The sequence below is a fragment of the Polymorphospora sp. NPDC050346 genome (genome assembly GCF_040655695.1).
Classification (GTDB): Bacteria; Actinomycetota; Actinomycetes; order Mycobacteriales; family Micromonosporaceae; genus Polymorphospora; species Polymorphospora lycopeni.
Map to the genome: position 1 here is coordinate 99,491 of NZ_JBFAKM010000005.1, position 12,368 is coordinate 111,858.

The 12,368-nt window shown below is 71.3% G+C and carries 10 protein-coding genes; 9 read left to right on the forward strand and 1 reads right to left on the reverse strand.

Annotated features, from left to right (window positions below):
- Positions 1–27: 27 nt before the first annotated feature.
- Positions 28–1,212 carry a glycosyltransferase family 4 protein gene (locus AB0I42_RS07205; RefSeq protein WP_357534992.1) on the reverse strand — a complete coding sequence of 395 codons (1,185 nt, stop codon included), beginning with the start codon at positions 1,210–1,212 and terminating at the stop codon, positions 28–30.
- Between the two features lie 59 nt (positions 1,213–1,271).
- Here AB0I42_RS07205 and AB0I42_RS07210 point away from each other — a divergent pair, with 59 nt between their 5' ends.
- From AB0I42_RS07210 to AB0I42_RS07250, 9 genes are all read left to right on the forward strand, one after another.
- Positions 1,272–2,132 carry a DNA-formamidopyrimidine glycosylase family protein gene (locus AB0I42_RS07210; RefSeq protein WP_357534994.1) on the forward strand — a complete coding sequence of 287 codons (861 nt, stop codon included), beginning with the start codon at positions 1,272–1,274 and terminating at the stop codon, positions 2,130–2,132.
- 318 nt (positions 2,133–2,450) lie between these two features.
- Positions 2,451–3,962, forward strand: coding sequence for a sugar transferase (locus AB0I42_RS07215; protein WP_357535246.1), 1,512 nt, complete (start codon positions 2,451–2,453; stop codon positions 3,960–3,962).
- A 398-nt stretch (positions 3,963–4,360) separates the two neighbouring features.
- The gene (locus tag AB0I42_RS07220) at positions 4,361–5,578 is read left to right on the forward strand and encodes a histidine kinase (RefSeq protein WP_357534996.1); all 1,218 of its coding nucleotides are present in this window, start codon (positions 4,361–4,363) and stop codon (positions 5,576–5,578) included.
- Positions 5,579–5,618: 40 nt separating this feature from the next.
- Positions 5,619–6,374 (forward strand): LytTR family DNA-binding domain-containing protein, encoded by a 756-nt coding sequence (locus AB0I42_RS07225; RefSeq protein WP_357534998.1) that lies wholly within the window; start codon positions 5,619–5,621, stop codon positions 6,372–6,374.
- A 3-nt stretch (positions 6,375–6,377) separates the two neighbouring features.
- Complete coding sequence (locus tag AB0I42_RS07230; protein ID WP_357535000.1) at positions 6,378–7,442, forward strand: pyridoxal-phosphate dependent enzyme; 1,065 nt, start codon at positions 6,378–6,380, stop codon at positions 7,440–7,442.
- Between the two features lie 351 nt (positions 7,443–7,793).
- The gene (locus tag AB0I42_RS07235; protein WP_357535002.1) at positions 7,794–8,144 is read left to right on the forward strand and encodes a hypothetical protein; all 351 of its coding nucleotides are present in this window, start codon (positions 7,794–7,796) and stop codon (positions 8,142–8,144) included.
- A complete protein-coding gene (locus tag AB0I42_RS07240) occupies positions 8,145–9,782 on the forward strand; it encodes a cation acetate symporter (protein ID WP_357535004.1) in 1,638 nt (545 codons plus the stop codon).
- Between the two features lie 99 nt (positions 9,783–9,881).
- Positions 9,882–10,640 carry an ABC transporter ATP-binding protein gene (locus AB0I42_RS07245; RefSeq protein ID WP_357535006.1) on the forward strand — a complete coding sequence of 253 codons (759 nt, stop codon included), beginning with the start codon at positions 9,882–9,884 and terminating at the stop codon, positions 10,638–10,640.
- Positions 10,631–12,367, forward strand: a complete 1,737-nt coding sequence (locus tag AB0I42_RS07250; RefSeq protein ID WP_357535009.1) for an ABC transporter permease — start codon at positions 10,631–10,633, stop codon at positions 12,365–12,367. The genes AB0I42_RS07245 and AB0I42_RS07250 overlap by 10 nt, the downstream gene beginning before the upstream one ends.
- Position 12,368 lies beyond the last annotated feature (1 nt).

Here is a 12,368-nt window from a genome sequence, read left to right on the forward strand (position 1 = left end):
CGACGGCACGTGCAAGTCAACCCCTGATCACGCGGATCTCGGGGCGGACATGTTGGCGTAGACGTCGAGCAGTTGCTTGGTGACCACGTCGGGGTGGAAGGTGCGTTCGTAGCGGGAGCGGGCGACCGCCGACAGTTCAGCCGCACCGGCCCGGGCCACCGCGAGCGCGGCCGACATCGCCGCCGGCTCCGCCGGCACCACCCACCCCGCCGGCACCTCGCCGGACCCGTCGGCACCGAGCAGGTAGGGGATGCCGCCGAGCGCGGTGCCCAACACCGGCCGGCCGGCCGCGAACGCCTCGATCACCACCGTCGGCAGCACGTCGTGCCAGGTCGACGCGGCGACCACGACCGCCGAGGCCCGCAGCGCCCGGCGTACGCCGTCCCGGTCGAGGGGCCCCAGGAACTCGACGTCCGACCGGTTCGCCGCGACCTCTTCGGCCAGCGATCGCAACTCGCCGTCACCGGCGATCCGCAGCGGCCCCAGCGCCCCGTCGGGGTGCCGCCGCCACGCGTCCAGCAGCAGCCCGAGCCCCTTCTCCGGCGACAACCGGCCGAGGAACAGGAACCCGTCGCCGAGCGGAGCCGGTGGTCCCGGGTCGGGGATCGCGTTCGGCTTGACCACGATCCGGTCGGCCGGTACCCCGTAGTCGACCAGATGGTCCTTGATCGCCGAAGTCAACGCGATGTAGCGGTCCACCGACTTCCACGTCGGCCGGTGCACCGCCAGCGTCGTGGCCATCAGGGCGCTCTGCGCCCGTGAGTCCCGGTAGCACCGGTTCACCACCGCCGGCAGCCCGAACGCCTTGCCGCGGCAGTCCTGGCAGATCTTCCCGTCCCGGAAGTAGAGCCCCGACGAGCACACCTGCCGGTAGTTGTGCACGGTCTGCACGACCGGCACGCCGTGCCGGTGCGCGGTCCGCACGATCCACGGCGAGATCAACGGGTACGGGTTGTGCAGGTGCAGCACGTCCGGCCGATGCTCGGTGATCAGCCGGGTCAGGTCCTGCTGCGCCTTCGGCGCGTAGATCGGCGAGAGCGGCAGCAGCGCCTTGCCGGCCTTCGACATCGACGGGATCTCGTCGGAGCTGCGCAGGAACGGCAGCACCTCGACACCGGCCGCCGTCAACTGGTCGATCTCCAGGTCGACGATGATGTTCTCGCCGGACGGCTGCGCCTGCCGGTAGCGGTTGTGCGCCACCACGACCTTCACCGCGCCACCCACCCGTCTGTTCCACCTGCCCGGTCGCGCCAGAGGCTACCTTTGATGACGTGCCCGAACTACCCGAGGTCGAAGCACTCGGCGCCTACCTGCGCGAGCGCGCTGTCGGCCGGCGTGTCGAGCGGGTCGAGATCGCGGCGATCAGCGCCCTGAAGACGTACGACCCACCGCCGACGGCGGCCGCCGGCCGTACCCTGGTCGGCGCCACCCGGCACGGCAAGTTCCTCGACGTGGTCCTCGACGGCGACCTGCATCTGGTCGTGCACCTGGCCCGGGCCGGCTGGCTCCACTACCGTGACTCGTTCGCCTCACCCGCCCCGCTCAAACCGGGCAAGGGCCCGATCGCGGTCCGGGTACGCCTCGACGACGGCTCCGGCTTCGACCTGACCGAGGCCGGCACCCAGAAGAAGCTGGCCGCCTACCTGGTGACCGACCCGGCCCAGGTGCCCGGCGTGGCGAAACTCGGCCCCGACGCCCTGGCCGCCGACCTCGCCACCTTCGGCGACCGCGTCCGCGGCCGGCGCGGCCAGATCAAGGGCGTGCTCACCGACCAGTCGGTGCTCTCCGGAGTCGGCAACGCCTACTCGGACGAGATCCTGCACGCGGCGAAACTGTCTCCGTTCGCGATCTCCAGCCGGCTCACCGACGAGCAACTGGCCACCCTGCACGGCGCCACCCGCGAGGTGCTCACCGACGCCGTCACCCGGTCGGTCGGGCAGCGGGCCGCGACCCTCAAGGGCGAGAAACGCTCCGGGCTCAAGGTGCACGCCCGCACCGGACTGCCGTGCCCGGTGTGCGGCGACACCGTACGGGAGGTGTCCTTCGCCGACTCCAGCCTCCAGTACTGCGCCACCTGCCAGACCGGCGGCAAGCCACTCGCTGACCGTAGGTTGTCCCGACTTGTGCGGTAAGTAACAGCGGTGCTGTCACGCTGAGGGAAACGTCCGCGAAGCGATGAACCACGCACAACGGAGACTTCCCACAGCATCATCCATCGGTATAGTGACCCGGTCCGCGCGTCAGTCCGCGGCGAAACCACAGGGGCCACGCCGGTGTGACAGCCCGGCGTAATGTCTCCCGGGTCACCGTCCACGAACGGTCACCATGCAAGACTTGAGCGGTGGCGACCCGGACCTCGGTGGCTTCGGGCGGCACGTGTCATACGGGAGGACGTAGGTGAGGTGACGACCAGCCTCCAGCGCCCGGTGACCTACATAGGCCGGAGCACCGTGCGCCACCTCAACAGCTTCGAGATCCAGCCGACACCGCCGCCGGCCCCCAACGGCGTGCCCCGGTCCGCATGGTCGCGTTCGCGTCGGCGGGCGTCCCGCTGGCACCGTCCCTACACCGTCGCGCTGCTCCTGCTCGACTTCGCCGCCGCCGTACTCGCGAGCTGGATCTCGATCACCCTCTTCGAGAAGGCGACGGCCGGCTTCACCGACGCCGACCAGGACGCCACCTGGTTCCACACCGTCACCTACCTCCTGCTGCCGCTCGGCTGGCTGATCGTGCTGTGGGGCAACGGGGCGTACGACCGCCGATATCTCGGGCTCGGCACCGACGAGTTCAAACGAGTCATCCGGGCCGCGGTCACGGCCACCGCCAGCGTCTCCTTCCTCGCGTTCGCCACCAAGACCGACCTCTCCCGGCTCTCCGTCGCCACCGCCCTCGTCGGCGCGATGGTGCTGATCCTCCTGGCCCGCTACCAGGCCCGGTTCGTCCTGCACCTCATCCGCAAACGAGCCGGCCAGGCCGGCCACCGGATGGTGCTGGTCGGCACCCTGCCGGAGTGCCTGGAGGTCTACACCGCGGTCACCCGCAGCCCCGCCGCCGGGCTGGTGCCCGTCGCCATCCACATCACCGACGGATACGCCGCCGCCCGCGGCATGCAGACCCCGATCCCGGTGTACGCCGGACGCGACGTACTCGCCCTCGTCCGTGAGGTCGGCGGCGACACCATCGCGGTCTGCGGCTCGGCCAGCTCCGAACCCGGCGAGCTGCGCCGGCTCGCCTGGCAGCTCGAAGGCTCCGGCATCGACCTCGTCGTGGCGCCACAGCTCACCGACATCGCCGGCCCACGGGTGCACATCCGCCCCATCGAGGGCCTACCGCTGCTGCACGTCGAAGAACCCACCCTGTCCGGCGTCGCCTGGCTGGTGAAGAACCTGATCGACCGGGTCGCGGCCGCCGTCGGCCTCATCGCGCTCGTACCCGTCTTCATGGCCATCGCCATCGCCATCCGGCTCTCGGACCCCGGCCCGGTGTTCTTCCGCCAACCCCGCGTCGGCCACGAGGGCCGCACCTTCCGGGTCTGGAAATTCCGGACCATGTACGTCGACGCCGAAGACCGCCTCGCGTCACTGGTCGACCAGAACGAGACCGACGGCATGCTCTTCAAGATCCGAAAGGATCCCCGGGTCTTCCCCGTCGGCCGCTTCCTGAGGGCCAGCTCGCTCGACGAGCTACCCCAGTTGATCAACGTGCTCTGGGGCGAGATGTCCCTCGTCGGCCCGCGCCCCCTACCCGCCGACGACGGCGACTTCCTCGGCGACGTACGCCGCCGGCTCCTGGTCCGCCCCGGCATCACCGGCCTCTGGCAGGTCTCCGGACGCTCCGACCTCTCCTGGGACGAAGCCGTCCGCCTCGACCTCTACTACGTCGACAACTGGTCCCTCGCCTACGACCTCAGCATCCTCTGGCGCACCATCGGCGTCGTCGTGGCCCGCAAGGGCGCGTACTGAGTTAGTTGGTCCTCGCTCCGCTCGGACGGCTCGCTCCGCTTCGCGCCGCCTAAATGCACCGTCTTCACCCTGCGGGCATGACGGCTTCGCCGCATGTCCTCGGGCTCCAGACGGTGCGGCGGCGCTCGGTCGACTCGCGACCTGGGTTGCGGTCCAGGGCTGTCCGTCGATTGCTTCGTCGATCGGTGGCGGGCCCGCGTGGCTCGAGTGTCGGGGGGCGTATCTGGGACGGCCGTTGTTGATCTGGGCGGTAGCCACCTGACCGGCGATGAATAAGGTGGTTTGCGCCCAGATCAACTCACCATTCGTGCGCTGCGGGGTGCCTGTCGCGTGTCGTTTGGTGTGGGTGGTGGTGCTCGCCTCTGGCGGATCGGGGGGCGAACCGACAGGATTTCGGCGTGGGTGCCAACCTGTCCGCCGTACTTGCCGTGCTGGCGCTGGTCAGCGCGCTGGCCGGAGCGGTGTTCGCGGTCGTACGACTGCGCGCCCGGCGGGGCATCGCGACCGCCACCCAGCGGGCCACGTACGAGGTGCTGCACACCGCCGGCCTGGCCGCCGAGCCGCTGCGCACCGGGCTGAGGCCGACGGGCGCGGCCAAAGCCGTACGGCATCTGCGGGCCCTGGTCGGCGCACCCGGACTCGCGGTGGTCGACGGTGCGGAGGTGCTGGCGATCGACGGCCGGGGCGGGCACCACTCGGCGCAGTTCGTCGCGGCCGCCAGGCGGGCACTGGACACCGACCGGTCGACGGTGCTCGGCCAGCGGGAGCTGCGCTGCGACCGGGTCGACTGCCCCGTACGCGGCGCCGTGGTGGCGCCGATGACCGGGCCGGACGGTCAGGCGGCCGCGGTCGTGGTGTCGATCGCCGACAGCGAGCCCGCACCCGGGCTGGTGCAGGCGACGCTGGAGACCGCACGCTGGGCCGGGGCGCAGTTGGCGCTGGCGGAACTGGACTCGTCGCGGGAGCGGCTGGCCCGCGCCGAGGTCCGGGCCCTCCGGGCGCAGATCAGCCCGCACTTCATCTACAACGCGCTGACGGCGATCGCCTCGTTCGTACGCACCGATCCGGAACGGGCCCGCGAGCTGATCCTGGAGTTCGCCGACTTCACCCGCTACTCGTTCCGGGCCCACGGCGAGTTCACCACGCTGGCCGAGGAACTGCGGTCGATCGACCGCTACCTGACGATCGAGCGGGCCAGGTTCGGCGACCGGTTGCAGGTCAGGTTGCAGATCGCGCCGGAGGTGCTGCCGGTCGGCCTGCCGTTCCTGTGCCTGCAACCGCTGGTCGAGAACGCCGTCCGGCACGGACTGTCGCGCAAGCCGGGCGTCGGTATGGTGAGCATCGAGGCCCGTGACGCCGGCGCCGAGTGTCACATCACGGTCGAGGACGACGGCGTCGGCATGGATCCGGCCGTGCTGGCCGCCCGGATCGCCGAGGGGGTCGTCGACCCGGCCGACGACTCGGGTCAGCACGTCGGGCTGTCGAACGTCGACGAGCGGCTGCGGGCGGTCTTCGGCGACCAGTTCGGCCTGGTGGTCGACACGGGTGTAGGGGCGGGTACGAGAGTGAGCATGCGGGTTCCGAAGTTCCACCGCCACGTTCGGGCAAGCACGTGACCGAGCGGCGCGGTGAAGCCGAGCGGAGCGAGGTGGCACCGTGACCGCGTTCCTGCGGGTGCTGGCCGTCGACGACGAGCCGCCGGCCCTGGACGAACTCGCCTACCTGCTGCGGGCAGATCACCGGGTCGCCCGGCTGCACACGGCCGGCGACGCGACCGAGGCGCTGCGGGTGCTGCGCGACAACGACATCGACGTGGTGTTCCTCGACATCCGGATGCCGGGGCTGGACGGGATGGAGTTGGCCCGGATCCTGCACCGGTTCGCCCGGCCGCCGGCCATCGTGTTCGTGACCGCGTACGACGACGGTGCGGTGGACGCCTTCGATCTCGGGGTCACCGATTACGTACGTAAGCCGGTGCGGGCGGAGCGGTTGGCGGAGTCGTTGCGGCGGGTGGTCAACTCACGGGTGGTGCCGTCGCATCCGGCGGCGCTGGCGCGGGCGGAGGACGATCCGACGATTCCGGTGGAGTTGGCGGGGACCACCCGGATGCTGCCCCGCTCGGCCGTGCGCTGGGTGGAGGCGCAGGGTGACTACGCCCGGCTGCACACCGCCGACGCCTCCCATCTCGTACGGGTGTCGCTGGCCACTCTCGCCGACCGGTGGGCCGATGCCGGTTTCGTTCGGATCCATCGCTCCTTCCTGGTGCAGTTGCGGCTGATCGCCGAGTTGCGGCTGGCCAACACCGGCTACGTGGTGGTCATCGACGGCACCGAGCTGCCGGTCAGCCGCCGGCACACCCGGGAACTGAAGGACAAACTGGTACGGGCGGCGAAGCAGGACTGGAACCGCTGACCGGTGGGTGAGAACGGCTCGGGCGGTACGACAGCGGCCGAACTGCTCGGCGTACGCCTGCCGTCGCCGCTGGTCCGGCTGGTGGACGACCGGGTGGACCGGCACGGCGTACGGCTGCTGCTCAAGCGCGACGACCTGCTCAGCCCGGTGGTGCCGGGCAACAAGTGGCGCAAGCTGAAGCACAACCTGGTCGCGGCCGGCCGGGGTGGGCACCGGACGTTGCTGACGTTCGGCGGCGCCTATTCGAACCATCTGCGGGCGGTCGCGGCGGCGGGACGGGCCTGTGGGTTCGCCACGATCGGGGTGGTTCGGGGCGAAGAGCATGTCCCGCTGAACTGGTCGCTGTCGCGGGCCAGCGACTTGGGGATGACGCTGACCTACCTGGACCGGACGACCTGGCGGCGGAAGACGTCTCCGGAGGTCGTCGCCGCGCTGCGTCGCAGGTTCGGCGACTTCTTCCTGATTCCCGAGGGCGGCAGCAACCGGCTCGCGCTGCCCGGCTGCACCGAGTTGGTGGCCGAGATCGCCGAGCCGTTCGACGTGATCTGCTGCCCGGTCGGCACTGGAGGCACCCTGGCCGGCATCATCTCGGCCCTGTCCACCAGACCAACCGAAGCCGCCGGCCCAGCCGGCCACGCCCACCCGGCCGAAGCCGCCAACCCGGCCGGACCCCGGCCCCGGGCGATCGGCTTCGCGGCGTTGAAGGGCGGCACGTTCCTGACCGCCGAGGTCGCCGCCCTGATCGACCCGGCCGCCCCGTCGACCGAACCACACCGGACCGCCGGCCCCGCATCCGACCGGGCGGCACCGCGCAGAACGCACCGGGCGGCGGCATCCGAACCGGGCGTCGACTGGGCTGTGGAAACCGACTTCCACTTCGGTGGGTTCGCCCGTACCACTCCCGAACTCGACGCGTTCGTCGCCGATTTCGAGGTCCGGCACGGCGTCCGGCTCGACCGGATCTACGTCGGGAAGATGCTCGCCGGCCTGTTCACGATGATCGGGGCGGGACGGTTCGCGCCGGGTACGACGATCGTGGCCGTGGTGACCGGTCCGGCCGAGCCCTGACGAGCGCGATCCACAGCCCGCACAACACACAAGTTATCCACAGGCCATCTGAGTTATCCACAGCTTGTGCACAGAGCTGTCCACCTTGTGGATAACACCTCGTCTTGACTTTCCGCCGCAGCCGGCCAGACTGCCGGCATGGAGGCCCCCGCCGACCCGCCCCCACCCCGAGCCGCAGTCCCGCGCCCGGCCACGAACCCACCACCCACCCCGGCCACGGAGCCTCGGCCGGCCCCGAACCAACGCCCGGCCGCGAACCAAAGCCCGACCCCGGGCCCGAGTCCGACCCCGGACCAACGCCCGGCCCCGGACCGGCAACCACAGCCGCCCACAACCCCGCAGCGAACCAGGGTGGTGCTCGCCGACGTCACCCGCCGACCGGCCGACGACGACCGCACCCGCAGTGAACTGACCGAGCAGACCCAGGTCGGCGAGGCCCTCGTACGCGGTCTGGTCCGGGCCCAACTCGCCCTCGCCCTGCGGCTCTGCCTGGTCGTCGCGATCGGTCTCGGCGCCCTGCCGCTGCTGTTCGCGGTGGCGCCTACGGTCAGTGACGTGCAGGTTCTCGGCGTCGACCTGCCGTGGCTGCTGCTCGGGCTGGGTTCCTTCCCGTTCCTGGTCGCGGTCGGGTGGACCTACGTCCATCTGGCCGAACGCAACGAGCAGGACTTCACCGCCGTGGTCCGGCGCCCGGAGCGCTGAGTGGACAACCCGTACATCGTTCCGGGCATCGTCGCGGTCACCCTGGTCACCGCCGCGATCGGCTTCTACGGCCTGCGGCTGGCCCGGACGACGTCGGACTTCCTGGTCGCCTCGCGTACGGTCAGCCCGACCTGGAACGCGTCGGCGATCGGCGGCGAATACCTGTCGGCGGCGTCGTTCCTCGGGGTCGCCGGCATGATCCTCGCCGAGGGTGTCGACATGCTCTGGTATCCGGTCGGGTTCGCCGCCGGCTACCTGGCCCTGCTGCTCTTCGTGGCCGGACCGTTGCGCCGCTCGGGCGCCTTCACCCTGCCCGACTTCTGCGAGGTGCGGCTCGGTTCGCGCCGGCTGCGCAAGCTGGCCACCGTCTTCGTGATCTTCATCGGCTGGCTCTACCTCGTACCGCAGTTGCAGGGCGCCGGCCTGACCCTGAGCACGGTCACCGGCAGCCCGTACGAGCTGGGGGCGGTGCTGGTCGGCGCGGTCGTCACCGCGAACGTGGCGCTGGGCGGGATGCGGGCGATCACCTTCGTGCAGGCGTTCCAGTACTGGCTGAAGCTCACCGCGCTCGCCGTACCCGCGATCTTCCTGGTCCTGCAGTGGCAGGCCGACGGGCGGCCGGCGATCACCCCGCCGGACGGTCCGGCGTTCCGGACCGCGACCACCGTCGTGGTCGAGCAGTCCGCGACCCTCACCCTCGACGACGGCACCACCATCCGGGTACGCCCCGGCGACGAGCTGTCGTTCGCCGCCGGTGATCCGGTGCCGCAGGTGGCAGGGGTGCCGGACGGGTTGGACTGGCTGCTGCCCGGCGATCCGACGCAGGAGGGTGGCGGGCTGTTCGCCACCTATTCACTGATCCTGGCGACGTTCCTGGGCACGATGGGGCTTCCGCACGTACTCGTCCGCTTCTACACCAACCCGGACGGGGCCGCCGCCCGCCGGACGACGCTGGTGGTGCTGGCGCTCGTCGGGCTGTTCTATCTCTTCCCCACCCTGTACGGCGTGCTCGGCCGGGTCTACACCCCGCAGTTGGTGATGACCGGGCAGACCGACGCGACGGTGCTGCTGCTGCCCGGCGCCGCGCTCGGCGACGGGCTGACCGGCCAACTGCTGGCCGCGCTGGTGGCCGCCGGGGCGTTCGCCGCGTTCCTGTCGACCTCGTCCGGGCTGCTGACCAGCGTCGCCGGGGTGATCTCAACCGATGTGCTCGGCCGGGGTTCGGTGCGCGACTTCCGGCTCGCCACGCTGATCGCGGGTCTGGTGCCGCTGGTGCTCGCGATCAACGTGGCCGGGCTGGACGTCTCGCAGGTGGTCGGGTTGGCGTTCGCGGTGGCCGCGTCCAGTTTCTGCCCGCTTCTGGTGTTGGGCATCTGGTGGCGGCGGCTGACCGACGCGGGCGCCGCGGCCGGGATCGTCGCCGGTGGCGGCGCGGCGGTGGTGGCTGCCCTGATAACGGTCGCCGGTCCGCCGCTGGAAGGCTGGCCGGCGACCCTGGTCGCACATCCGGCGGCCTGGACGGTGCCGCTCGCGTTCGCCGTGATGGTGCTGGTGTCGATCGCCACCCGGCGCCGTACGCCGCTCGACGTCGGCGCGACCATGCTCCGGCTGCACGCGCCCGAGTCGCTGCGTCTCTGACCTCCCGGAACCCGCGTCGGGGCAGGTCCTTCCCGAGGAGGAGCGGAAGATCCCCCGTGGGCCGGAGCGCGCCTCACGGGTACGGGATAACGTCGTCTCATGACTGGTGAGCACGCCGCACTCGCCCTGCGCGGGCTGGCCAAACGATTCGAGACGAAGGTCGCCGTACGCGGCGTCGACCTCGACGTTCCGGCCGGTTCCTTCTACGGGCTGCTCGGCCCGAACGGCGCGGGCAAGACGACCACCCTGTCGATGGCGGTCGGCCTGCTCCGCCCCGACCACGGCCGGGCGTGGGTGCTCGGCCACGACGTGTGGGGCAGCACGACCGAGGCGAAGCGACTGCTCGGCGTGATGCCCGACGGCGTACGTCTCTTCGACCGGCTCAACGGCGCCGAACTGCTCGCGTACAACGGCTTGTTGCGCGGCATGGACCCGCAGGTGGTCGACCAGCGGGCACACGAACTGCTCGACGTGCTCGCCCTCGGCGACGCCGGAAACACGCTCGTCGTCGACTATTCGGCGGGGATGAAGAAGAAGATCGGCCTGGCCTGCGCGCTGCTGCACGGCCCTCGCCTGCTCGTGCTCGACGAGCCGTTCGAGGCGGTCGACCCGGTCTCCGCCGCCCTGATCCGCGACATCCTCCAGCGCTACGTGGCCGGCGGCGGCACGGTGATCTTCTCCAGCCACGTGATGGAGGTCGTCGAGCGGCTCTGCAGCCACGTGGCGATCCTCGCCGACGGGGCGATCAAGCGGGTGGGAACCCTCGCCGAGGTGCGCGGCAACCGTTCGCTGGAGGAGGTGTTCGTCGAGGTGGTCGGCGGACGGACCGCGACCGGTGCGGAACTGGCATGGCTGTGACCGCCACCGGCGGCGGCCCCGCCGGTCCTGGGCCGGCGGGCGTCGGCGAGCCGGCGGCGGTGACCGCACCGGCCCGGCAGGGTGTCCGGCCGGTCACACCCGGGTTGTTCGTACGGCTCAAGCTGCGGGTGATGGCCAACAACTTCCGTGGCCAGGCCTGGCGGATCGGCCTGTTCGTCGGCGGCGGCCTGGTCGGGCTGTTCTTCGCGGCCATGGGATTCCTGCTCTTCGCGGTCACCGGGGTGGCCGACGACATCGGCATCGCCCGCCTGGCGGCGGCGTTCGGTGGCGGTGCCCTGGTGCTCGGCTGGCTGTTGTTGCCGCTGGTCTTCTTCGGCGTCGACGAGACGCTCGATCCGGCCCGGTTCGCGCTGCTGCCGCTGCCCCGGCGGACCCTGGTCGGCGGCCTGTTCGTGGCCGCCCTGGTGGGCGTGCCGGCACTGGCCCTGGTGATCGCCACGTCCGGGCTGATCGTGTCGGCGGGGCTGCACGGCGGTTGGTTCGCCGCGCTCGTCGCCGCGGTCGGCGTGGTCGCCGGGCTTCTCCTGTGCGTCGCGGTGAGCCGGGCGGTGACCAGCGCCTTCGCCACGATGCTGCGGTCGCGGCGGGTCCGCGACCTGGCGGCCGTGCTGCTGGCCGTACTCGCGGCGCTGCTCGGCCCGCTGCAGATCGCCGTGCTCGGCGCGGCGGAGAACACCGACTGGCGCCGGTTCACCGGTGCCGCGGAGATCATCGGGTGGACGCCGTTCGGTGCCCCGTACACGATGGGCCTGGACGTCGCGGATGGGCGGCTGTGGGCCGTACCGGTCAAGCTCGCGCTGCTCGCGGCGACCCTGTCGCTGCTGCTCTGGTGGTGGTCGCGGTCGCTGGAGTCGGCGATGGTCGGCGCGGTCAGCGGCGGTCCGGTCCGGGCCGCGAAGGGCGAGCCCGGGCAGGCCGTCGACCAACTCTTCCCGGCGAGCCTGCGCTGGGTGCCGCGTTCCCGGTTCGGTGCGCTGGTCGCCCGCGAGGCTCGCTACTGGTGGCGGGACGCCCGTCGCCGGGCCAACCTGATCACGCTGGCGATCGTCGGCATCTTCGTCCCGGCCATGATCAACTTCACCTCGTTCGAATTCAACGGCGAGGTCTCCGGCCTGACCGCCTCGCCGACGACCGTCGCCCTGTCGATGCTCTTCGTCGGCATGCTCGCCGCGGTCACCCTGGCCAACCAGTTCGGCTTCGACGGGAGCGCGTACGCGGCCAACGTCGTCGCGGGGGTGCCCGGCCGGGTGGAACTCCAGGCCCGGGTGGCGGCGTTCTCGCTGTACATCGTGCCGTTCCTGGCCCTGGTCACGGTCGGCTTCGGCCTCCTGCTCGGCGAGCCGGGCTGGATCGGGATGATCGGTGGCACCGTCGCCGCCGCGTACGGCACCGGGCTGGCGGTCAACCTCGTCATGTCGGTGGCCGCCGCGTACGCGCTGCCGGAGACGTCGAACCCGTTCGCGATCAACACCGGTGCCGGCGTGGCCAAGAGCATGCTCAGCCTGGTGGCGATGGTGGGATCGGCCGCCCTGGGCCTGCCGATGATCATCGCCACGGCGCTGCTGCCCGACTTCTGGCTGTGGCTGGCACTTCCGGTCGGCATCGGCTACGGCTACGGCGCGGTGGCGCTCGGTACGTACATCACCGGCGACATCCTCGACCGCCGGATGCCGGAGCTGTTGCAGACCGTCACCCCGCGCCGCTAGC

Bases quoted from the DNA above. Each gene is read 5' to 3' on its own strand.
- AB0I42_RS07245 (WP_357535006.1), top strand. From the start codon at position 9,882: ATGACTGGTGAGCACGCCGCACTCGCCCTGCGCGGGCTGGCCAAACGA.
- AB0I42_RS07250 (WP_357535009.1), top strand. From the start codon at position 10,631: ATGGCTGTGACCGCCACCGGCGGCGGCCCCGCCGGTCCTGGGCCGGCG.